Below are 25928 nucleotides of genomic sequence, written 5' to 3' on the forward strand. Positions count from 1 at the left end.
ACCAGCCCTCACCTCACGGGAAACGCCTGACAATGCGCATTGCGATCCTTGATGACTATCAAAACCTTGCCCTGGCCTCTGCCGACTGGTCCGGTGTCAAATCGCATGGCGACATTACCGTGTTTCATGACACGCTTACCAATGGCGCGGCTTTGGCAAAACGCCTTGAACCGTTTGATGTTCTCTGTGTTATGCGCGAAAGAACACCCTTGCCCGCATCCCTGCTGGAAAACCTTCCCAACCTCAAACTGATTGTCACCACCGGCAAACGCAACGATGCGATTGATGTGACCTATGCCAACTGTCATAGCATAACAGTCTGCGGCACCAATTCACCCTCTACCGCAACACCGGAACTGACATTCTCGCTTATGCTGGGTCTCGCGCGCGGAGTTGTGCCGGAAAACACGTCCATGCGCACCGGCGGCTGGCAGGTCGGGCTTGGGCAGGACCTTGCCGGATCGACCCTTGGCATCATCGGGCTTGGTCGGCTGGGTGCAAAGGTTGCAACCATCGCCAAGGCCTTTGACATGCGCATCACCGCCTGGAGCCAGAATTTAACCAAGGAACGCTGTGCCGAACTTGGCGTCGAATATATGCCAAGTAAGGATGACCTTTTGGCAGATGCCGATTTCGTCACCATTCATCAACGCCTGTCCGAGCGAACCGCTGGCATGATGAGCACCGATGAATTCAAATGCATGAAAAAAACCGCTTATCTGATCAACACATCTCGTGGCCCGATTGTCGATGACGCGGCCCTGATTGAGGCGGTTAACAATGGCGAGATTGCCGGAGCCGGACTGGATGTCTATGACATCGAACCCCTTCCTGCATCCCACCCGCTACGCACATGCGATGGTCTTTTATTGACCCCGCATCTTGGCTATGTCACACGCCATACGTGGGATGTGTTTTACGGCGAAACGGTTGAGGCCATCCTCGCATGGCTTGCGGGAAAACCGGTCCGTGTGATTACGGCCTAATGCCCGCCTGCAAATTCCATCACATCGAAGTCTTGAAGGAGCCTCACCTTTCTAAAAACACATGTCGGCTGATGTAATCATGCTCACAGTTTGGCGGCACGATCGCCAAAGGAGCTTGCTATATGTGCAATCTTCGCCCACCGTCAAGGATCGCTCAAATCACGGCTCCAAAGCAGACGGACCAGTGGCTTGTCTGCGAAATTTCTAACGTCTGATTTCAATCGTCGTCACCATCTTTGCTACCGCCTACGTCATGCCGACAAGGAGCACACGATGAAACGTTTGACTGCCAAGGATTTTTCGCCAAAGCTTCTGGAGCTTTATGATTTTTACGCCCACGGGATTATTTCCCGGCGCGAGTTCCTTGACCGAGCCGGGCGTTACATGGTGGGTGGCATTACCGCTGCGGCGGTTCTAAGTGCCATGAGCCCGGATTACGCGCTTGCCAATCAGGTTGAATTTACCGATCCCGATATCGTCCCCGAATACATCACCTATCCATCGCCCAACGGCCACGGGGATGTGCGCGGGTATATGGTCAAGCCCGCCAACGCGACCGGCAAACTTCCCGGCGTTGTCGTGGTGCATGAAAACCGCGGTTTGAACCCCTATATCGAAGACGTCGCGCGCCGCGTTGCCAAGGCGGGTTTTATCGCCCTTGCCCCCGATGGCCTGACATCGGTCGGCGGCTATCCCGGCAATGATGACAAAGGCCGCGAACTGCAACGCGAAGTCGACCCGACCAAGCTGATGAACGACTTTTTCGCCGCCATTGAATTCCTTACCGCCCATGATGCCACCACTGACAAAATCGGCATTACCGGCTTTTGCTATGGCGGCGGGGTTGCCAACGCCGCGGCGGTGGCCTACCCGGAACTGGGGGCTGCTGTACCGTTTTATGGCCGTCAGGCAGACGCCGCAGACGTGCCACGCATTCAGGCCCCAATATTGCTGCAATACGGCGAGCTTGATGAACGCATCAATGCCGGTTGGCCCGACTATGAAGCGGCGCTCAAAGCCAATGATAAGGTCTATGAGGCCCACATCTATCCCGGTGCCAATCACGGGTTCCACAACGATACCACCCCGCGCTACGACAAAGACGCGGCCGAACTGGCATGGCAACGCACCATCGACTGGTTCAACAAGTACCTGACTTAACGCAGGCTGACAGAAACCGGCGATCCTGATGGACCGCCGGTTTCTATGTTTAACATCAAAGCCGATTGTCAGTTCAACGGACAGCCACCGGATTAATGATCATCTGTACCGCACCTTTAAGCTTGGCCTGACCCAGTACAAACAGGAACTCATGCGCACGATCCGCCGCAAGGTCGCGGGTGACAATGTTTTCAAGGATATAAACCCCGTTTTCGGCCAGAAGTTTGACGTGAACCGGGAAAAACGCGTCCGGGTCTTCATGCGGGACGGCTTCAAGCCCCCATGTATCGGCCCCAACGGCGACGACACCCTGATCAGCCAGCCAGGACGCGGCGGCAAGCCCAAGACCCGGTTCGGTACGGCCATAAAGCCCATCATCCTTGCCCACCAGATCAAGCCACCCGGTATGGATCAGGGCCACATCGCCTTTGCGGATTTCCGTTCCAGCCGCTTTTTGCGCTTTCATCAAATCATCAAGGGTAATCACATACCCGCCGTCAAGACGATCTGTTCCCTTGATCGCTGCGATATCAAGCAACACCCCCCGCGTCGCAATCGGTGGCACATTTTCAATGCCGAGCTTTGTCAAGCCGGTGGCCATGACAAAGTCCTCGGCATGGTTGTTGTTATAATAGGTGTGATGATCGCCAAGATGACCAAGGCCATCAATCTGGGTCCCAACGCCGAGCCAGCCCGTGAACATATCGTCGTTATATGTTCCGGAATTGCTGCCGATGGTTTTATTCCCGCTTTGACTGGGCGAGAATACTGTTACCGCAACACCACGCGGCGCAAAGGCCGGTGTTTCGCGTGATATTTCCATCCCCAGTGAATAGACCTTTCCCGTTGAGATCAGCTTGATCGCCGCCAGGGTTGTTTCTGCACTTAGATTATTGGCCGCCCCGATCTGGTCATTCGGACCAAATTTTGAGGCAAACCGGCCTTCGGCATGAACAGCATTGGCACAGGCCATGCCCAGAATAACCGACGCTGCGATCAGGATTTTTGATTTCTGCATTGTTTCCTCCCTAAGTTGATAAGGACTCAAGGATGGGCAACTAACATGCCAAGAAAACAACAAGGGAAACCGGGAAAAATTGCGTTATAAAGAGCGAAATTCGATCAACCTTGAATTTAGAATGATCGGTTATCGCTCAAGCGCGAAATCACTCACAACAAACATAAATCCGGCGCGCAGAAGGTCCCTTCCTTTCAGCGAAATTACCGCCCAACCAAAAATTGCATAACACCATTAAACTTTAACAGTTTTTTTTTCATGTACCACTTGAAAACCATGCTTAAACAACGTCATATTCCAACCTCAAGGTTTCGGGGGAAATCAAAAAGTTCAACGCAAAAAAACACCCAAAGACACGTTTCTTGAGCGAGCATTTTGATTTCAGCACCAACGTTTGAAGGGCCAGACGTTGCAAAAAGAACAAGCAAATATTATGGCTGGGAAGGATAAGGACCATTATCCTCTTACATCGCCACAAGCAGCTATTTGGCTGGATCTGGCCAAAGGCCGTGATCCCGTACAATATAATATCTGTAATGTTATTGAGTTCGCTGGAAAACTCGATATAGACCTTTTGCACCGGGCCATTGTCCAGTGTGACGGTGAAAATGATGCCCTGCGCCTGCATTTTTCAAGTCATCAAGGCGAGGTCACTCAGTTCTTTGTTGATGAATGCCGACCAACAGACTTTGGTGTCATTGATCTGCGCTCTGAGGACGATCCAAAGGCAGCCGCCTTCGTCGAAGCCAAAGCCCTTCAAACCCGCCCTCTTGCATTTGAGGTTGGCGAGAACTGTCGTCATCAGGTCCTGCAGCTAAACGACGACCTTTTCTGGTGGGTCCGTGTTTATCACCATCTTGTGTGTGACGGATACGCGGGTCACTTGATCGCCGAACGGACAGCATCGATCTATAACGCGCTAAGCGCAAAAACCGATATTCCCGAATGCCCATTCCATTCCTACCGCGCGTTTATTAAAGCCGACGCTTCCTATTCTGATGGGCCTGCATATCAAAATGATCTGGTCTATTGGCGCGAACGCCTTACACCCGACAGGCCACCATCCACGTTTTCGGCCTACCCGGTTGGAGAGGCACAGAAAAGCGCACAATTTACCGACACACTTGATGACGCGACGCTAAAGTCATTACAAAGCGTATCACGCGCATGCGGCATGTCAGCAACCGCGATGACAACGAGCATTTTTGCCATCCTGCTCGGGCGGATTACACATCAAAATCATCCGGTCTGGAATATGCCGATGCTCAATCGGCTTGGTAAAGCTGAGCGAAACACACCCGGCACATTCACATGCGTCGCCCCCTACGATACAAGTTTAAGTGAACATAAAAGCATATCGGAACTGGGCAAAAACATCTTTGCCACATCCCGCCGAGACGTGCGTCATGCCCGCATAACCCCGCTGCGTTTACGGATGGCCAGTATTGGCGCAAAAAGCCTTTCGGCGTCAGGTGCTAATTTCAACAGTCTTGATTCTGCAACACCGATTGCATTTTCCGGCCTTTTAACCCGACGCATCAACATTCAGGTTGGCCCGGCCAACGACCTTAGTCTGGCATTTTTCAGCGAAGCAATATCCCCCACGCAATCAAGAGCAGAACTGATCTGGCAATTTGACGCCAATCGCATTGATGAGCCTGCCGTCAGACAAATTGCAGATCAGTTTGAACTGCTTCTTAAAGCAGTTTTGGCCAATCCCGATCAGGATATCGTGGCCCTTGGCAATCTTGTGACGATTGACCAAGAAAGCCTCGGTCTGAACAAGAACACGCCAAATAGCCAAAAACTGTCCGCCAGCTCGCATGAAGTCCCGGTTCTCGCATCAGAAGATGAAAAGCAACTTGCAACAGACATCACCCGCATCTGGACCGGGTTGATCCAGAATGACGATATTGGGCCAGATGACAACCTGATTGAAGCTGGCGCGCATTCGCTGCTGCTGCCCCGCGCGCAATATGCACTGTCGCGACTTGTAGGTCATGATCTTTCCCTGCTTGAGATTTTTGAACACCCAACCATAAATGGCCTCACACGTCATATCTGCGATACCTTTCCCAATGTTAAGGTGGCCTCGGCTAACCACGGTCAAGGTATCGACGGCGCACCAGACACAAACACCGTTGTCGGGACGCACCAAGGCACTCCTGAGCCGATCGTTCAGGATAGACAACAGATCGTCGCTAACATCACCCGTATCTGGGCCGTGTTGCTTGAAAATGACGATATCGGGCCGAATGAAAATCTGATCGAAGCGGGTTCTCATTCGCTGCTACTGCCCCGCGTGCAGTACGAGTTTTCGGAACTCTTCGGGATTGATATGTCCCTGCTTGAGATTGCCGAGTGTGCATCAATCAATGCCCTTGCTGACCGTATCTGCGAAACCTGCCCCAATTTCAAGACGGTGCATGAAAACGCAATCACCACCCCCCCCTTGTCAGAAGAAACAAGTGCCCCCGTTCGATCTTTACCAAAAGAAATCCCGGTTATCTGGCAAAATGGCCTTCACATATTGCCGTTCAGCGCCCCGACCCGTAGCGAACTCGACGCAATTACCGCACATGCTTCCGCGCAACTAAGCTATGATGGCTCAGCTAACCATCTCTCCCTTCTGGCGACGGAACTGGCAGTAGCCGAACCTCATTCAGAACGTGCCGTGATCCTCGCGCACGATACGGCATCAGCCATTGACGCACTTACGTCTAACCATTCGCCAATGCGCATCGACGCAACCCTTTCGGGCGATCCAATCGAAACCTTATTGCTATTTCCCGGCCAAGGATCGCAACGTCCGGGGATGGCCCGTGCCCTGTTTGATGCGGACCCGGAGTCCGCCGAACTGATCAATCGCGCCTGTAAAGAAGTTATCGGCTTTTCCGGCCCGATTGACCTGCGGGATTTGCTTTTATCGACCGCCCCCACGCATGCCGAAACAGAACAACTTGCCAACACCGACTATGCTCAACCGGCTTTGTTTATCTTTGAGTATACACTTGCGACCTGGTTGATGCGGTATGGCGTCACGCCATCAGGTTTGGCTGGACATAGTATCGGTGAATATGTCGCAGCTTGCATCGCAGGCGTCATGTCCTTTGAAGATGCCCTGCGCCTTGTTGTGATGCGCGGCAAACTCATGCGCCAAACCGCCCCCGGTGCGATGTACGCCCTTTCCATGCCCGAAGACGACGTTACCGATATTCTGACGCATTTTGGCTCCAAGCTGTCCTTGGCGGCGAAAAACGGACCGCGCCAGCATGTGGTTGCAGGTGATATCGCGTCTATTGATCGCCTTGAAAGTCATCTGAAAGCGACGGGTAAATCTGGCAGGCGTCTGGTGGTCTCACGCGCCTTCCATTCTGATCTGATGGATCCTATCCTTGCGGCATTCCGTGATGAAGTTGCCACAGTTAGCCTGCACGCACCAAACATCCCGATCCAGTCGAACTTGACCGGAAAATGGCTGACCGATGAAGACGCGACAAACCCGGATTATTGGGTGCGCCATTTGCGTCATGGTGTCCGGTTTGCCGACAATATTCATGGCCTGTTGTCATCCGCCCCCACAGGTCTGTTTATTGAATGCGGCCCGGGCCAGACGGCAACCCGTCTGGCAGCGGTGAACGGGGTCAAGGCAGAACACTGCATTGCCCTGCAATCTGCCTCACCGCCCGAAAGCACATTAGAGAAAACGCTTCGGGGACAGGATGCACTCGCCCATGGCCTGGCAACCATGTGGGCACATGGCGCACAGCTTGCGTTTCGCTCTGAAACAACCGGCTCCGCAGAAACACAACAGAAACCGGCTCAAACCTCAAATGACGAGGAAGATCTAAAACCCGGCCCCATCGTGTCTGCGTTTCCGGCCCATCCTGCAGTCGAGGGGCAATGGCTGGCCCGTCGCGATCAGCCAGCAGACAACAGCCATCACATTATTGTCAGCTTCCGCTTGCCTCAAAACACCGACTTTAAAGACGCCAAACGCGCCATTGAACAAGTCATAGAGCGCCATGACGCCCTGCGTTCCACATTTGACGAGCACCAAGGTCAGCTGCAGCATCGCGTTCACGCCACTATGCCGGTCCCGGTTAGAGAACTTGATCGCGTTGAAGACATCCGAATTGGCCTGTTTGATTTGCGAAACGGTCCGCTGGCCCGAGCTGGCTATGTTGCGCAAAATAGCTCCCGTCCGCCGATCCTTGCACTTGCCATTGATCACATTTGCTTTGACGGACAATCCGCCCCCACCCTCGAACGCGCGTTTCTCGACGCCCTACATGGTATCAAGACACCCCGTCCCGAAACGGCAGAATCCATTGCGAGGCGCGGGCATGAGGATTTGGCTGGTAACCGTGGGAAAACAGGAAATAATTTCTGGAAAGAACGCAGTGAATTGCTGCTAGCAACACCATTGCCTGCCGGATCAGATGCGACACATCCTGGTCGTTCCACACGCCTGTTTAAGAAGCTGAGCAGCCAGCAGGTTGACGCCTTTACGACGCTATCGCGCCATATTAAAACCGCGACGCCGACCGCCATCTGGAACGCACTCATTCTGGCTGTGATTGCACGCCACAAGGAACATGGCGTCGCGGTTCTCGGGCAACCGTTTTCCGGGCGACATGGTCGCGACAACCAACATATCATCGGTTGTTTTGCCAACGTTTTGCCAATCGCGATCAAGGTCGACCTGCAGGCAGGCTTTGACGTCTTGGTCGGCACTGTCGCCCACGAAATACTATCGATGCTCGATATCCAGGATTATCCGTTATCGCGTTTGATCAAAGATCTGTCACAGATGGCAAAAGCGCCGGTCGACCTGCCGTTTGATGCGGTCAGCACGATCGAAATCAACGAAGATATTAACGACATCAACGATATTGATTTCGGTGCGGGAAAATTCCCGCTGATGGCAACACTTCTCAAATGCGGTGCCGGAACATTTATCGCAATTGAATATAAAACATCAATTTATGGCCCCCACTGGGCGGAGCGCTTTGCCGAACGCTTGCTCTCCTTCCTTGGCAGCTTGGCCACAGAACCGGATAAACCACTGGGTGAGATTGATATTCTGCCAAGTGACGAACGGCAGTTTTTAATCGAAGACCTTAACGCAACACATTCCCAATACCCGCGCGACACGGGGCTTGGTGAATTACTTGCGTTGCGCATTCAAGATCCCGCCTGTGCCAATCGCATTGCAATTAGCGATGGCAAAACCAGAATCAGTTACCGCGACCTTGGCGTCTTGCTGTCAGAACAATCAACCAAACTCGACGAGATTGGTGTCCAACCCGGCCAAACCGTCGCCCTTGCCACAGAGCGAAATACCGATGCGATTATCGCCATTCTGAGTTTGGTCTGGCATGGCAATGCCTACCTGCCAATCGACAAATCCCTACCGGCAAATGCAATTGCCGATTTGATGGACGAATGCGGCGCAAATACGCTTCTTTGTAGCCCCCACGAGCAGGATCGTCTGGCGGAACTGGCTGCACGTTTTAATGTTGCGCCTTTGCCAACCGCACAGACCAATGGGGCCACCGCCAAATTCAAATCCCCTGCGAAACGGTCAGGTGATGATCTTGCCTATGTCATGTTCACATCCGGATCAACGGGCAAACCAAAAGGCGTTCTTGTACCCAATCGGGCCGTTGCACGCCTTGTTTTGAACAACCCCGCCCTTCCGTTTGATGAAAACGACGTAATTGCACAGGCAGCTTCTCTTGGCTTTGACGCCGCTACACTTGAAATCTGGGCACCGCTTTTGAACGGCGGGCGCTTACATGTCCTTGACAATGAGGCCCTGTTTAACCTCTCGACACTGAGCACCACGCTTGCCGATGCCGGTGTCACGACAATGTGGATGACAGCCAGCCTGTTCAACCTCATTTCTGACGAAACACCAGAATCGTTCAAATCGCTCAAACGTTTGATGAGCGGTGGCGAGGCCCTGAGCCCTGCCCATTTGCGCAAGGTCCGTGCGGCCTGCCCTGACGTCATGCTTATCAACGGCTATGGCCCAACCGAAAACACAACATTTACCTGTACACACTTGATCACTGAAAGTGATCTTAGAACAGGTCACATTCCGATTGGGAAGCCGATTGGCAATACCCGCATCTATGTTGTCGATGGCGAGGGCCAACTGGCCCCGGTCGATGTCTGGGGTGAACTTTACACCTCTGGCGACGGGCTTGCACTTGGCTATACCGGTGCCCCCGAACGCACCGAAAAATCATTTGTAAAGATTGATGGCATTGACGAAGAGCGCCTTTACAAAACCGGGGACCGGGTACGTTGGCGCCAGGATGGCACCATCGAATTTGGCGGGCGCCGGGATGGACAGGTCAAAATCCGCGGCCACCGCATTGAACTGACAGCCATTGAACAGAAACTCTCAAGCCTTGCGGGCATTCGCAACGTCTGTGTCTTACCGATTGGTACCGGTGCAAACGCGTTTCTCGGTGCCGCCATTGCCGCGGACAATGATGACAGGGACGCTTGGGTATCCGCCCTTGCACGCGATTTCCCCGACTATATGGTCCCCGAACGTTTCGTTGTTTTCCCGCATCTTCCCGTGAACGCAAATGGCAAGGTCGACCGTAAAAATCTGCAAGCGGCCATTGCCCAAGCCGATCATGTTCGTGCTGTCGAAAAAACGCAAAGCACTGCATCCGAAGACCTGATCGCGGGCCATTTTGAAACACTGTTCCCCGGCAAGGCAATTACGCCATCGTCTGATTTCTTTGCCCTTGGTGGTCATAGTCTTCTTGCCATGCGTCTTGCTGGCATGATCGAAACCCACACAGGCCAGCGCCCGAAAATTCAAGACATCTTTACCGCACGCACGGTCGCAAGTATCGCCACACTGGTCGGGGATGTAAAATATGCGTCTGCACAGGAAATCCTGCCCCGGACAAACGCAGACCGCTTTGCCCTTTCAAGTGGACAGGCGCGCTTGTGGGTCTTGCAACGCATGCAGCCCGAACTGGCCGTTTACTCGGTTCCGATCACGTTTGAGTTGACCGGCACAATCGACGCATCCGCGTTACAGCGCGCATTCAACCACCTTGAAGACCGCCAGCATGCTTTGCGTTTACGCTTTACATCCGACCCGGACCACCCGGACGGCGTTGTTCAGGTCCTTGCACCATCCGGATCATGGGTGTTGCGCCATCATCATATGGATGAAGCAACGGCCAACAACTTTGTCGCAGCCGAAACCGCTCGCCCGTTTGATCTTGAGGATCAGCCGCTGGCACGTGCTGATCTGATCACGCTTACCCCGGACCATCACCTGTTGATGATATCGCTGCATCACGCCATATGCGATGGCTGGTCGATGCCGGTATTGCTCGGCGAATTGACCGCCTTTTACCAAGCCGAACTCAATGGCGGCACCCCGTCACTGCCCCCGATTACCCATCATTATGAGGATTTCGTAAGCTGGCAACGTGCCTATCTTGCAACGGACGCCGGCAAAGCTGCCCTGACGCGCTGCAAAGATCGCCTTCTTCCGCTGGCAGAGCCCCTAAACCTGCCAACAGATTATCCGCGTCCGGCCGAACGGCGCTTTGCCGGTGATTTTCAGGCCGTCGCATTTAGCAACACGACATCGCAACTGATTGACCAAGCCGCCGAACGGTATGGCACAACAGCCTTTAGCATCCTGACCGCCCTCACACAGGTTCTGCTTTATCGTCACTGCGGGCAGACCGATATCCCGATGGGTATGCTGGTCGCCGGGCGGGATAATGCGTCGCTGGACAATGTCATTGGCTTCTTCGTCAATACGGTCGTTCTTCGACAGAAGGTCGATCCGGATGCGCTGTTTGACGACCATCTGGCCACCACCACAAAAACCATCATGCAGGCCCTGTCCGATCAGGCTGTGCCGTTTGAGGACGTCGTCAATGCCGTCAATGCGCCGCGTGATTTGTCACGCAATCCGCTGTTTGACGTGCTGGTTGCCTGGCAGGACGACATGCCCGAAATCCGCACCTTTGGCGACATGGAAATCTCGCTGCGCGAAACCGAATTCCCCTTTGCCAAATTTGATCTGGGTTTCTATTTTTTCCGCAAAAACGCAAAGCTTTCCGGCCATATCGAGTTTGATACCGCACTGTTTGACCGCGCAACGATCGTCGCCTTTGTCGAACGGCTTGAAACGCTGTGCCATGCTGCTCTGTCTGGGATGGTAAATGCGCCGCTATCAGCTCTGTCGATCCTGCCTGATGCAGAACACGCCCGGATTGACCAGTTCAATGCCACCCAAAAACACCTGCCGATAGATCGCAGCATTTCCGAACCGTTCCTTGATCAGGTTGCAGCAACGCCCGATACCATCGCCGTTCGCGACGATACTGATGCGCTCAGTTACCAACAGTTTGCCCGACGTGCAGCCGGGATCGCCGAAATACTGCGTGGTAAATCAATCAAACCCGGCGATGTCGTCGGCGTTGCGGTGCGCCGTTCGGTTAACATGCTGGCCGCCATTCACGGGATTCTTCTGGCCGGTGCGGCCTATAGCCCGCTTGATCCCGATCATCCCGAACAACGCCGCAAAGACATGCTTGATGATCTTGGCGACGGGTTCGTAATCACAACGCCCGATCTGACCGATCTGTTTGACCCAGCCAAGACCATTGTTCTTGATGGCAATGAAGATGCCGATGTTCCCGCCCTGACAAGCGGCCCGGATGATCTGGCCTATGTCTTATTTACATCCGGTTCAACCGGCCGCCCCAAGGGGGTCGAGATCGCCCATCGTGGGGTTCTGAACCGTATCCTTTGGATGCAGGATGCCTTCCCGCTGGGTCCCGATGACGTGATCTTGCAAAAGACACCGATCACCTTTGATGTATCGGTCTGGGAACTTTTCTGGTGGTCATGGACGGGTGCGCAAGTTGTCTTGCCCGCCCCCGGTGCTGAACGCGATCCCCGGCAAATTGCCGATGCCATTTGCCAAAACCGTGTAACGACAATGCACTTTGTGCCGTCGATGCTGGCAACGTTCCTGTTTGCCATCGAAAGCGGGATGGTTGATATCGAAAAGCTGGCAACGCTCAGGCGTGTTTTCGCCAGTGGCGAGGCCCTTGACGCGGCTGTTGTGCAACGGTTCAACGCTTTGCTATTCGATAAATTCGGCACCGAACTTCACAACCTTTATGGCCCGACAGAGGCCACGGTTGATGTCACCTGGCAGGCATGTTCGCCTCATCACACAGGTAGTGTCGTTCCGATTGGCAAACCGATTGCCAATACCACGGTGCATATTCTGTCTGGCGATTTCAAACCGCTTCCCATCGGGGTTGCCGGTGAAATCATTCTGGGCGGCCCGCAAATCGCACTTCGGTACCGCAACCGCCCTGAACTCAGTGCAGAAAAATTCCCGAGCGATCCAACATCACCGGGAAGCCGCCTGTATCGCACCGGCGATCTGGGGCGCTGGCGTCGAGATGGCACCGTCGAATATCTGGGCCGCATTGATCATCAGGTCAAAATTCGTGGATACCGGATTGAGTGCGGCGAAGTCGAAGCCGCCCTTGAAAGCCACCCGAATGTCGAACGCGCACCGATCAAGGCCGTCAAGGTCGCGGGCCTTGATGAACTGCATGCGTTTGTTCTGGGCACGACGGATCTTGACGTTGCAACATTGCGCGAACACCTGCGCAAATGCCTGCCCGAATACATGATCCCCGCACGTTTTTTTGCGATTGATCATCTGCCTCTGACCAGCAGCGGCAAGGTTGACCGTAAGGCTCTTGCCGGTAAACCGATCCGCGCCAATTTGGCCAAAAGCACCGCACCTGCAAAATCTGCTGCGCAGCCCGCCCAAAAGACCCAGGCTGCAACCCGCACCATCGAAGCCGACATTACGCGGTTGTGGGCAGAAGTTCTGCCCGACGTGACCCCGACGCGGGACGACGGGTTCTTTGACGTTGGTGGTAACTCGCTGTTGCTACTTCGTCTGTTTGAAAAAATTGATGCCCGCTGGCCCGGCAAAATCGCGATTGTCGATCTGTTTGCCAATCCGTCGATTGCCGGTCAGGCCGGCCTGATTACCCGTGATGCAAACATCCCGACCGACAGCGGATTGACCAAATCCGAAAGTGCCATTCTTGCCAATGATGAACCGATTGCAGTGATTGGCATGGCGCTTCAGGTTGCCGGTGCAGACACGCCAGAACAATTCTGGACCGATGTCGCCGCCGGGCGTGATCTTGTCCGCCCATTGCCCGCCGCCCGCGAAGCAGATGCGCGCGAACTCTATAGCGCAATCGGCAAACCCGTCCCGGCACGCTTCCGCGAAGTCGCCTATCTCGACACCCTGTTTGAATTTGATGCGCAACGCTTCCGCCTTGCCCCAATAGATGCCGGACTGCTTGATCCCGATCAACGCCTGTTCATCGAAACAGCCTTAATGGCGATGGAAGATGCCGGCTATGGCGGTGCAGCACTTAAGGGCCAAAAGGTCGGTGTGTTTGCCGGTGGTGGCACCAATCCGGTTTGGCGTATGGCCATGGATCGCATCCCGCCCGCCAAGGCCGAACAGGCCTTTGCATTGAACGTGCCGTCAAACATTGTCACCCGCCTGTCGTTCTTAAAGGATTGGCACGGTCCGGCCAATGTCATTGATACCGCCTGTTCGTCTTCACTGGTTGTCGTCCATCACGCTTGCCAGAACCTGCGCAATGGCAGTTGCACGGTGGCCATTGCCGGTGGGGCCAAACTCCTGCCCTGTCCGCCGGATGCCTATAACGGCTTTACCATCGACTCTTCCACCGCCCGCACCCGTGCCTTTGATGCTGGGGCCGACGGTACTGGCATGGGCGAAGGCAGCGTTATCTTCGTGCTCAAACCGCTTAGCAACGCACTAAAGGATGGCGACCCTATCCACGCGGTTATTCGCGGCAGTGCGGTCAATCAGGACGGCACCTCAAGCGGGGCTGCCGCCCCCAATCCGGTGATGCAGGCCGAAGTTATCAAGGACGCGGCACGTTCCGCCGACATTGATCTTGCCAGTGTGTCGTATTTTGAAGCCCACGGAACCGGCACATCCCTTGGTGACCCGATTGAGATTGATGGCCTGACACGCGCCTTTGCGGGAATATCGGGTCAAAAATATCTCGCCTTTATCGGATCGGGCAAGGGCAATTATGGTCATCTTGACGGCACCGCAGGCGCACTTGGTCTGGCCCGCGCCATCATGGCCCTGCGCCATGATCAAGCCCCACCACAGCCCTATTTTGAAACCCCAAATCCCAAGATCAATTTTGACCGTGCCCCGGTTCAGGTCGCGCAAAAACGCGCGAAACTTCCCGATCAGGGTACTGCGCGCCGGGCTGGCATCAGTTCGTTCGGGCTTAGTGGCATTAACGCGCATATAGTGATCGAAACCGCACCAGAGCGGACGAACCGTCCGCAATCAGAATTCAAACCCGATACGGTGTTTGTCTTTGCCCTGTCGGCAGGTAGCGTTGATGCCCTGCGCCAATATGCCGCAAACCTTCATCACCGTATCAGCAACGATCCGTCATTGGCCCTATGTGACATTGCCCTGACACTCGCATCCGGGCGTGATGCGTTAAAACATCGCTTTGCCTTTATCGCGCAAACCCGTACAGAGCTTCTTGATCATTTGCTTGGACTGGCCACCGGGATTGAAACGCCAAGCAGTGTCAAAACCCCAACAGACGACAATTGCGAGGTCGTACTTAACAACCCGGCGACGGCACAAAGCCAAATTGATTGCTACCTTAACGGTGGAAACTTGCTATGGCCCGCCGATGCCAAGGCACGGCGCGTTTCGCTGCCTCCGGCCCCGTTTGTCCGTAAGACATGCAAACCTGTTTTCGAAACACGCCCCCAAACCACATCACAAGGCATCCTGCAGGGGCCGGTCGAAACACCAACCACGCGCGTCTTTAGCATCGCCATCAATGATCCTGCTTTCTGGCCTTTGCACGAACACAAACTCAATGGCCATCCGACACTGGTCGGCATGGCTGTTCCGGCTCTGATGGCAAAGGCCGCGGCCAGCCTTGCCTCCACGCCAAATCAACCAATCTGTCTGTCCAACCTTGTCTGGCACTCGGCACTGGTTGAAAACAGTTTACCAGACGGCAAAGTGACCCTGTCGTTTGACGATGATGGTAAGGTTGAGCTCGCAGGACGCCTTAAAAATGGTACTTGGCGCGTCTTTGCCACCGCCTCTTGGCATGCGGCCCCTGCCATAACAATGGCACCCACATCATCGCTTGAGGACATTCGCCTTCGCACCATCAATAGCGTGCCTGATTTATCATTTTCCAATCAGTTTGGCGCGATCAACGTCAGTGACCGTTGGGATTGCACCCTGTCGCTACAGTTCGACAGCACCGAAACAGTCGCACTGAAGCACCTGCAACTTAAGCCCGCCTATCTGCACGATATCAACGACTGGCTTTTGCATCCTGCACTTGGTGATGTTGCGTGCAGCATGCCCTTGATGAAACTGGGAACCGGATATGTCCCGGTCGACATTGATCAGATAACCCTCCACGGAATTCCAACCGGTGACGTTTATGCCTGCAGCGAAGAACGCGCTGATGGCATCTTTGAAATTGCCCTGTATGACGCCAAAACCAGTCAGCTTGTTCTGTTGGCCACCGGTGTTAACTTCGTCAAAACCGGGCAGGCCCAAACGCAGGGTCGCCCCGAACTTCTTGCCACTGTTTGGCAACAATCCCCCTTGCCCGCTGCCCCCATTCCATCGGACAGCCTGTTCATCAGCAACACTGACTTCTGGCCTCTCCCCGATGGATGTAAACACATCCACCCCAACGCCTTGTCCAAGGATGATCTGGCAACGCGATCACATGCTGTATTGGCCCTGTCCGCAGATGAAAACAGCGCACGCCGAACCGCCGATACCCTGCGCACCATTCTGCACAACATGCAGGGTCGGTTACGGTTGGTTGTTGTTGGCAGCGGCGCCTTTACCATTGCCTCCGATCCGATCACGCCAAACCCGGATCAATCGGCGGTGGCGGGGCTCATCCTTGCGATTGCCAAGGAAGAACCGCAGCTTGATATCAGCTTTGTCGATCTGCCCGCCCATGAGGCCCTCGAACACCTTGGCGCAGAACTGTCCAACAGTGCCGCACAGGATCCAGTCAGCGTCTATCGCAATGGCGCGCGCCATGTGCGTGACCTTGCCACCCCGATAATCGACCAACAAAGCCCGGCGGGCACATGGCCAGATCACGGTGTTTGCGTTGTCACCGGCGGAACAGGTGGCTTTGCCATCGCACTGGCCAAAGAATTCGCTTCGAACGGAAAGGTGCAGTTGGCCTTGCTCGGCCGGCGCGGCGAAACCATGCTTGATGACGCCACCAAGTCCGAGATCGCGGCCCTGCGCGATCAGGGCTTCACGCTATCGGTGCTCCCCTGCGATATCACAGATCGCGCATCACTCAGCACGACCCTTGACGACATACGAAACCGGATGGGACCGATCACGGCCATCGTTCATGCTGCGGGTATTGCTGATGGCGGCTTCCTTGCACGGCGCGATATGGCGGATTTTGATGCCGTCCTTGCGGCAAAGATGATCGGGGCGCGCAATCTTGATCAACTTACCCGCGATGATCCCCTCGAGGCCTTCGTCATGTTTGGCAGCCTGACCGCCATCACGGGTGCCCCCGGTCAAACGGCCTATTGTGCGGCAAATGCATTCCTCGATGGGCTTGCCCATTATCGTGCGGCAAACACACGCCCGGCGCTGACTATCGACTGGTGTGCGTTGAGCGAACAGGGCATGGCCGCACGCCATAAGGTCCGGCTTGAAGACGGTTCATGGATTTCTCCCAAAGACGCCATCCCATTGTGGCGTTCGGCAATTTCGCATGCCACCGCACAGCTGACCGTTCTGGATCCCGCGGTCCTGCACAAGGCGCCGTCCTCTGTGGCCAACAGCAATGACATTGCAGCAGCTTCCAAGAATCAAACGAAGGTAGATGCCCCCAATGCCCAAACGGCCAGCGAAATTATCGCGTCAATCTGGGCCGAAACCTTGGGCTATGAACATATCAGCCACGATGATGATTTCTTTGCCCTTGGCGGTGACTCCATCACCGGCATGCAAATCGTAGACCGGGTGAACAATGATCTTGGCGTTTCCCTGACCATCTCGGACCTGTTTTCCGCACCAAACGTCGCATCCATTGTCGAACTGGCCGATCTCCAACCGGCCTCAAAACTGGTACCCACCTCAATCCCCCCGACGACAACGGCACGTACCGACATCTCTATCGATGTCAGCGATCCGAAAACAACCATCTGTAAAATCTGGGCAGAAACGCTTGGATATACCGCTGTTGAACCGGATGACGATTTCTATGCACTCGGCGGTGATTCCATTACCGGCATGCAAATCATTGATCGCATGACCAGTGAACTTGGGCACAATCTCACGCTAACCGACCTGTTTGAACATTCCAGCGTCGAAAAGCTCGCCCAAAAATTGCACCTGACACCCAAACCAGCCACAGGATTAAACGAGGCCTCATCCCACTTCACACCAGAGCCGAAAACAGCTCCTGCCGGTCCGACGGATGACCCGCGCCGCGCGCCAACGCTTGACCGCTATCCGCTTGCAGCTGAACAAACTTCGGTCTTGAACGCCGCGCAGAAAGGCAACATGGGAACCGCCTTCAACCTGCCCCATGCCTATATCCTTAGTCCGCAGTTCGATATCGACAAGCTTGCTGCTGCAATCAGAAAACTGACCGAGCGCTATGATCTTCTGCGGACCCGGATTATTTCCGACAGCACCACGGAAAGCTGGCAGATGGAAATCTTGCCCGTGGATCAAGCGCTCCCGGATTTGACCGTGCGCACCATCGCCGGATCACTTGAAGATGCCAGCACTGCACTGGTGGCGCCCTTCGATCTTGATACTGAATTCCCTGTCCGCTGGGCGTTGCTGCAAGATCAATTTGGGAAAACATTATTGTTCTTTGATATTCACCATGTGCTGGCCGATGGTTTCACCACCGAACGTCTTCTTGGGGAACTCTTTGGACTTTATACCGGCACCGAATTGCCGCCACTTAAATATCAGTTAAAAGACTATGCATGGTGGAGCCAGACCGACGACAGCCGCCAACGTCTGGCGGCGGCCCGGAACTATTGGCAATCACTTTACACTGATCACCTCCCAAAGCTTGACTTGCCATCAAACCGTCCGCGACCCGCCTATCACACCTTCAATGGTGAGATTACATCATTCGCTGTTGACGCAGAACTGCTTGGCAACGCGCGCAAGTTCGCTGCCAGTAACCGTGTCACCATGTTCACACTTGTCATGGCAACGTGGTTTACCGTGCTGGGCCGGATGGCAAAGACCGATGATCTCGTCATTAGTGTCCCGGTCAGTGCCCGCGATGCCGGCGGTTTCCGCGATGTCGCCGGGATGATGGTTTCGCTTCTACCCTTGCGCATGCACCTTGATGGCGATGAAACCGTCTCAAACCTTCTGGCACGCATGCAAGAACATCATGTCAGCGCCATGCGCCACCGCGCTTACTTCCTTGATCAATTGCTTGATGATCTCACGCCACCTGCGTCACCAGATCGCACATTGCTTTCGGAAGTATCACTTTCCTACATGAACTACGAAGCAACCACACATGCGGCTGGCCTGAACGACCAGGCGCCGCAACCGGTGATCGTCGACCGCCATCATTGTAAAAATGATCTCGGTATCTTCATACGCGACCTGCCGGGTAAAATGACGGTCGCCTTTGACTATTACGCCGACATGTTTGATCGCGCATCGATCGACGCCCTTGGTCAGGTCTTTGCCGCCACCCTTGAACGCCTGATACAATCGGGAACGCAGCCCATTGGCGGCATTGACCTTCTATCTGGCACCCCAATTGAAGCGCTTAAACACTGGCATCATGATGCGGCCAAACCGAAAGCATCGACCGAGGTTTCTAGCTCCCAGTCGGCGGAACCGTCTGGTACAGAAATTGTCGTTGCGGACATCTTTACCGAGGTTTTCAAAAAGCCGATCAGTGATCCTGCCACCAGCTTCGTTACTCTTGGTGGACATAGTTTGCTGGCGATCCGCATTGTGAACCGTCTTGCCGACAAAACCGGCACACGCATCAGCATGGCTGATTTCTTTGCCACTCCAACCATCGCCGGGTTGGCAAGACTGATCGACCAAACGCTGACAACCGACACAACGACACAAAATACGACAATACCATCCGCGCCCGAACTGGATCTTTATCCGGCCAGCCACGCGCAAAAACGCCTTTATCTTCTGTCACAGATGGCCGGCGATACCGGCGCATATGGCATGTTGTTTGTGCTGCGCTGTAGCGGTTCATTACAACGTCCAATCTTGGAAACAGCACTTCGAAATCTTGTTGATCGCCATGAACCGCTGCGCACCGCATTCGAAGAACATGACGGTGTTATCAAACAGCGCGTTCACCCGACATCGACTCCCGACATCATCAACAGTGATGTGTCGACCCTTGCTGATCCGGCACGTGAAGCTCTGCGCCTAACCCGTGAGGAAGCGGCAAAGCCGGTCAAACTGGACCAACCGCCACTGATCCGCGCCCACATGATCAAGGTTACTGATGACGAATGTTTGCTGTTGATCGCAACCCACCACATTGTCGGCGATGGCTGGTCATCGCGTATTCTGACCCAAGAACTGGGCGTTCTGTATCAGGCGGCCCTCACTCAAACATCGCCCGATCTGGCCGCCTTGCCCATCACCTATAAGGACTTTGCCCATTGGCAGTCGCAACAAGACTGGACCGATGCCGCAACCTACTGGCGTGAAAAGCTTAGAAACGCGCCGGACCAAATCATGCTGCCCACAGATTATCAGCCACCCGCTGTGCAATCCTATCGCGGGGCACATGCCCATATGATGATCGACGATGATGTCCTGCGCGGATTGCACGCGCTGGCACGCGCTCACAAAGCAACATTATCATCTGTTGGTATGGCGCTGTTTTCCGCCATGCTATATCGTCTTACCCGACAGGATGACATGGTCATCGGCATGGGTGTTGCCGGTCGCGAGAAAACCGAAACGGAGGGCCTGATTGGTTTCTTCGTCAATGTTCTGCCGATCCGGGTCAAACTTGATGCCGATACCGAACTCGATACATTGATTGACGAAATCCATCGCGATGTTACCGCCGCCCTTGATCGTCAAGACTATCCGTTTGACGAACTTGTGCGTGCCGTAGCCCCCAAACGCAACGCCAACCGCCAGCCACTTGTGAATGTCGTTTTCGAATATCAGCGGTTCGGCGCATTGACCAGTACGGATGACACCAGCGGCGGGCTGCCAATCGCAAATGCCGATCATGACAGCCTCCTGCCTGACAACATGGATGCCTTTGTCGATAACACGACGGCAAAGCATGACGTTATCCTGTTCCTGACCGAGGACGGCGATCAGGCCCGTTTTACACTGGAATACGACACCGATCTTTTCGGGGCGGAAACAATGCAGAAATGGCTTGGCTTCCTGACAAAATTTGCCGCAGCAGCGGCACAAAACCACACGAACAAAAACGCCCAAAGGGATGCATAAATGAAAATCGCCGACTTTGACTTCGACAGTTTGGAAACGCCCAATCCCAACGGCGAAACTGCGTCCACGGCATCCCTTGGCAGTATCGTTGCACAGTTTGCGACCATTGCGTCTGAGTATCCCAACCGCATTGCGATTGAGGACGAGGAGGACAGCGTCTCCTTCGGTCTGCTTGATCGCCAAAGCAATCAGATTGCCAATTTCATCGTTGGGCTAAAATTGCCAGACGCGGCAATGATTGGTGTGATGACCGGGCGCAACCGCCATTATATTGCTGCCATTCTTGGTGTTTTGAAATCCGGCCATGCCTTTGTGCCCCTTGATCCCAATGTTCCGTTAATACGGCGCATTGCCATTGCGCGCAATGCCGTGACCCCGCTTATTTTGGCTGATGCCAAACATGTTGGCGATCTTCATCAAATGCAGTGGCGGTGTGATTGCGTCAAACATGTCATGTGTCTTGATCATGATGCGATTGACAGCATCTCCGAAATGCCCGGCTCCCTGATGTCGACCGAACTTTGGGATCACCTTGCCGGGGATACGGCCGATAACGTGCTCGCCGGTGGCTGGAAAAGCGCCTTTACCGGTCAGCCGATTGCCCCAACGGCAATGGATGCGTTTGGCAACAATGCGCGGACCAAGGTGTCCAGCCTTGTTTCAAAGGACGCCAATGTCCTTGAAATCGGCTGCGCATCTGGTTTCACGATGAAACATATTGCCCCGGTTGTCGGGCATTATGTCGCAACCGACCTGTCTCGTCGCAACGTCGAACGCACCGAAGCACTGGCAATTCATTCGGGCATGACACATGTGATGGGCCGTCAGCTTGCCGCCCATGACATTGACGTGTTTGAGGAAGGCTCCTTTGACCTGATCATCCTTAACAGTGTGATTGAAAACTTCCCGGGCTTCGGCTATTTGCGTCAGGTTCTGGCCAAGGCGGCAAAACTTCTGGCCCCCGGTGGCGCGATATATCTTGGCAACATCTGGGATGCGGACCGCCGCGATGCCTATCTTCGCGATCTCGCGCAATTTGCGTCTGATAATGTCGGTATGGGATATGACACCCGGCTTGATTTCCTCGAAGACCTGTTTGTCCCTGAGGCCTTCCTGACCGACTGGGCTTTTGAACATGGCGGGTTCAAGGTAACCCGGTCCGCCATCGATGCCCCCGGCTTTGATCCGGCCCCCTACACCTTTGATCTTGTGCTGTCGCCAGATAACGACGTCACATCGTCTTCGGGTACTCGCATGCGCCATGACCTTTCCAGTCTTACGGCCATATCGGATGACGCACCGGCAGTCTCCACCAACACCTCGGACCTTGCCTACGTTCTGTTCACCAGCGGCACGACCGGCATGCCCAAAGGGGTCATGATCGAACATGGATCGGTGGTCAATCTTGCCCAGTCGGTTCTTGAGACGCAGCTCAAATTGATCGGTGCAGATAATTCCGATACCTGCCTGAACCTGACCTGTGTTGCACCCTTTGCCTTTGACGGATCGGTCGTTCAGATTTTTGCTGCCCTTTTGCACGGTCACAGCCTGCACATTCCCAGCCTCGAAACCCGAACCGATCCCGAAGCCCTGCAGGGCTTTATCGCTGACCACAAAATTGATCAGCTTGATGCCACGCCAAGCTTGTTTTTCCTGCTGGTCAACCATTGGCAGCAAACCGGCCAATCCTGCCCCGCACAGATGGTGGTGCTTGGCGGTGAACCGGTTGCATCGGATTTGGTCGAACGGTTTTTTGCCTTACCCGGTCATGGCAACATTAAGCTGGTCAATGCATATGGCCCAACCGAATGCTGCGTTTCAGCCGCCCAATATGTCATGACGTCCAACAACTTCCGCCAAATCCTGCCGCCACCGATTGGATCACCGATCAATGGTGTCACAATCAACATCTGCGATGATAAAAACCGTCCCCTTCCTGACGGCGTTCCGGGTGAAATCCTGATTGGCGGGGCTGGCGTTGCGCGGGGGTATCTCAATGACGATGCTCAAACCAATCAAAGCTTCATCACCCGCCCCGACGGAACGCGCTGGTATCGCAGTGGTGATATCGGCCGTCGGCGCAATGATGGCGAAATCGTCTTTGTCGGGCGCGAAGACGGTCAAGTCAAAGTGCGTGGCAACCGGGTTGAATTGGCCGAAATTGAAAACACCATCACCAAACACCCGCTCGTGCGCCACGCTACGGTGATCCTGCACAAAGCAGTTGGTCAGGGGGCCGAAAATATTGTCGCCTATCTCACCACCGATGCCGGTTTTGACATTGCCTCTTGCCGCATACAACTCGAACAATCGCTACCGCCCTATATGGTTCCGGGCTACATCATCTGTCTTGATCAAATCCCGCTGACCTCAAACGGCAAGGTCGATAAATCAAAACTCCCGGCCCCGTCGACCACCCAATCAACTGTAGCCGACAAGCCAAAAGCACCGTTGCAGTCCGATCTCGAACGCACCGTCGCCGCGCTGATGGGCGATGTGCTTGATTGTTCGGTCGATGATGCCAATGCCGATTTCTTCGAGCTTGGCGGCCACAGTGTTCTGGCGGTTCAATTCTTGTCCAAACTCACTCAATCGGTTGATGTCAAAATCCCGCTCAGCGATTTGTTTGCCGGCGCAACTGTTGGCAGAATTGCCGCCCGCATTGAAGGCCGTCTGCGCGATGACAAGGCCAAAAACCCGATTGTCTCGGTCAACCCCGAAGGTAAAGACATTCCGATGGTTTGCTTCCATCCGGTTGGCGGCAACATCCTGTGTTATCAGGAACTCGCCCGCGCCCTTGGCCCGCAACAACCGGTCTATATGGTTGAATCACGTGGCCTTGACGAAGGACAGGGCCTGAACGCCACCGTAGAGGAAATGGTCGCATCCTACCTTCCGGCCATACGTGAAGCCGTTCCAACCGGACCAATACGTGTCACCGGTTGGAGTTTTGGCGGATTGCTGGCCTTTGAGGCCGGGTACCGTTTGGCGCAAGCAGGCGTTGATGTGCGCAGCATCAGCCTGCTTGATGCCATCGCCGTCCCCGATTCTGTGCGCGAAATGCTGCGTAAGGACGAGTCTGAATATCTTGCCGATATCTTTGGCGAACTTGGCATTGTTCAGGCCGAAGACCTGCGCCCCCTGACCCCCGAAGAACGCATCGATTATCTGCTTGAACACGGCAAAAAATCCGACCTTCTGCCTCAGGAAGCCGACCGCGATACCATGCGCCGCCTGCTCGCTGTTTTTCAAAACAACGCCCTTGCGGCCGTGCATTACATTCCGCCGAAAATCGACGACATCGATATCCTGCTGATCCGCCCGGAAACCATTGTCCGCGGTGCACCGTTTATCGAGGGGGATGATTTTAATGGCTGGCGCAAATTTACCGCCGAAAACCTGAAACTGTCCATGGTGCCGGGCACACATGGCACCATGATTACGGGCCCCGACATCAGCCATGTCGCACAGGCCATCCAAGAACAACTCAAACGGACAACCTGAATGGTTTAATCACACTTCAACCAAAAACAATCAAAGCCTAGCTCCGCTGTTCAAAGCTCCCGGTATTACCGGAAACTTACCGCCAGCTTGGACCAGAACCTTCAAACTCGGTCCGGGCGGGCATGGTCAGGGCAAGCCAGGCTTTTGCCCCCGGCCAGACATGGGTTTGATACTGCCCAAAGTTTTCATATCGCAGTATGAAACAGGCGTCCTTCTGCGTAATCTCTGATGGCGTATAAAGAGCAAGCGGGCTCATCATCGCGGTCGTCAATGTCTTTGCCAGACTTTCCCGCGCCACCCAAAGCAAACTGGCCGCCTGAAAATCGGATAAGGCTAGTCTGTCACACTGCGAACGGGTTTTCTGGTCAAGTCCCGCAAGTACGGGCCCAACATCCTCTTGTGACGGTACATCAACATCAATCCCCATCGGATGGGCACGATGAAAAATCAGTGCCGCGCCATAGCTTTGCGAATGTGAAATTGATACGCCCAGTTGCGCGATATCACATTTCCCACTTTCACTGATCATTATTGGTTGATCAAATACGCCGTTTTCCACCGAAACATCGGATGGATCTAAATCCGGACAATAGTGCTGTAACGCCAGCTTGGCGGCCAACCGACCTGCCACAAAGCTATCGCGGCGGCGGGCATGTTTAAAACCTTCAAGCCGATCTGTTTCGCGCATGTGAAAAGATGACGTGATCAACCCGGCCCGATCTTCTGGCGTCAACACGTCAAGATCAACCACCGCGAGCGTCGCACGCAGGATTTTATCCGCGTCAAAGCTGCCCGACTGTGTGGGGCGCAGCAGGTCAAACGATTGCAGTTTCACGGCATCAGACGCAGTCACGTCGCGGCCTCATCATAGCAGGGCGGGTAGATGGGGCAAAATACCCTGCCCCACAAACAAAAGGAATGCCCAAAACATGCTTTGGGCATTCCAGAAAAGATATCGGCAATCTGGTCCGAAAACCCGATTACGCTTTGGCTGTCGACGCATTGCCAGCAGGTTTTGCTGTCGTCTTACTGCCGCCCTTAACAAATTCCGACGCTTTGCGCTTGCCTTCGGCAAACTCGTCCTTGAATTTTTCAGACGCTTCATCCGCGTCAAAGTCGGCAACCGTCCCGCCCTTGGCAAAGTGCCATGCAAAGACACGCCCCAGCCCATAGGTGCAGGCCGCGGCAAAGGTCGGCATCGCCACAACACCAAAGATCGTCCCGACAACCGGAACACGACGGATCAGGCGCGCCGTCGCATAGCCGACACCCGTAACCGGCAATACCGTTGCCACCAGTGTTGCGATCGAACTTTTAATCGCATTTTCCGAGAACGGCACACCATAAGCATCACACAGTTTCGCAACCATGCGAAGCTGGATGGTGCTGCTTGCTGCCATCTCAAGGAAAGGAATTGGAACAAGCCCGCCAACCGCCGCATAGGCAGCATGGCGATGAATGCACCCACGCACGACAGCGCGGAGCTCAGCTTCTTCTTCTACGGCAACTTCTTCAGTCTCGTCGACTTTATCTGCTTCGCTCATCATGGCCTCTTTGCAATTATCTGTTGGCTGGCAAGGTTACAAAACGAATACCTAATTTATCCGCAGCTTAACCCAACTTA

7 protein-coding genes are annotated in these 25928 nt (G+C 54.5%); 4 read left to right on the forward strand and 3 right to left on the reverse strand.

Annotated elements, in window-relative coordinates; translation table 11 throughout:
• The first annotated feature begins 32 nt into the window (after nucleotides 1–32).
• Together COO92_RS13285 and yghX are read left to right on the forward strand one after the other, a co-directional pair.
• Nucleotides 33–986, forward strand: a complete 954-nt coding sequence (locus tag COO92_RS13285) for a D-2-hydroxyacid dehydrogenase family protein (RefSeq protein WP_101302838.1) — start codon at nucleotides 33–35, stop codon at nucleotides 984–986.
• A gap of 273 nt (nucleotides 987–1259) precedes the next feature.
• Entirely contained in the window at nucleotides 1260–2147 is an 888-nt protein-coding gene (gene yghX / locus COO92_RS13290; RefSeq protein WP_101302840.1) for a YghX family hydrolase, read from the forward strand.
• A 73-nt stretch (nucleotides 2148–2220) separates the two neighbouring features.
• Here yghX and COO92_RS13295 read toward each other — a convergent pair whose 3' ends face one another.
• On the reverse strand, nucleotides 2221–3165 hold the full coding sequence (locus COO92_RS13295) for a cyclase family protein (protein WP_101302842.1): 945 nt from the start codon (nucleotides 3163–3165) through the stop codon (nucleotides 2221–2223).
• 433 nt (nucleotides 3166–3598) lie between these two features.
• Here COO92_RS13295 and COO92_RS13300 point away from each other — a divergent pair, with 433 nt between their 5' ends.
• Nucleotides 3599–20800, forward strand: a complete 17202-nt coding sequence (locus tag COO92_RS13300) for a hybrid non-ribosomal peptide synthetase/type I polyketide synthase (RefSeq protein WP_101302844.1) — start codon at nucleotides 3599–3601, stop codon at nucleotides 20798–20800.
• Entirely contained in the window at nucleotides 20801–24304 is a 3504-nt protein-coding gene (locus tag COO92_RS13305; protein WP_101302846.1) for an AMP-binding protein, read from the forward strand.
• Nucleotides 24305–24380: 76 nt separating this feature from the next.
• Here COO92_RS13305 and COO92_RS13310 read toward each other — a convergent pair whose 3' ends face one another.
• Together COO92_RS13310 and COO92_RS13315 are read right to left on the reverse strand one after the other, a co-directional pair.
• Nucleotides 24381–25157: a 4'-phosphopantetheinyl transferase family protein gene (locus COO92_RS13310; RefSeq protein ID WP_101302848.1), complete on the reverse strand. Its 777-nt coding sequence runs from the start codon at nucleotides 25155–25157 to the stop codon at nucleotides 24381–24383.
• A 127-nt stretch (nucleotides 25158–25284) separates the two neighbouring features.
• The gene (locus tag COO92_RS13315) at nucleotides 25285–25848 is read right to left on the reverse strand and encodes a YcjF family protein (protein ID WP_165792359.1); all 564 of its coding nucleotides are present in this window, start codon (nucleotides 25846–25848) and stop codon (nucleotides 25285–25287) included.
• Nucleotides 25849–25928: the final 80 nt, after the last annotated feature.

It is taken from the genome of Thalassospira lohafexi, from assembly GCF_002844275.1.
Taxonomy (GTDB): Bacteria; Pseudomonadota; Alphaproteobacteria; order Rhodospirillales; family Thalassospiraceae; genus Thalassospira; species Thalassospira lohafexi.

Coding starts and splice junctions, on each gene's coding strand:
- yghX (WP_101302840.1), top strand. CDS start 1,260: ATGAAACGTTTGACTGCCAAGGATTTTTCGCCAAAGCTTCTGGAGCTT.
- COO92_RS13285 (WP_101302838.1), top strand. CDS start 33: ATGCGCATTGCGATCCTTGATGACTATCAAAACCTTGCCCTGGCCTCT.
- COO92_RS13315 (WP_165792359.1), bottom strand. CDS start 25,848: ATGAGCGAAGCAGATAAAGTCGACGAGACTGAAGAAGTTGCCGTAGAA.
- COO92_RS13305 (WP_101302846.1), top strand. CDS start 20,801: ATGAAAATCGCCGACTTTGACTTCGACAGTTTGGAAACGCCCAATCCC.
- COO92_RS13295 (WP_101302842.1), bottom strand. CDS start 3,165: ATGCAGAAATCAAAAATCCTGATCGCAGCGTCGGTTATTCTGGGCATG.
- COO92_RS13300 (WP_101302844.1), top strand. CDS start 3,599: ATGGCTGGGAAGGATAAGGACCATTATCCTCTTACATCGCCACAAGCA.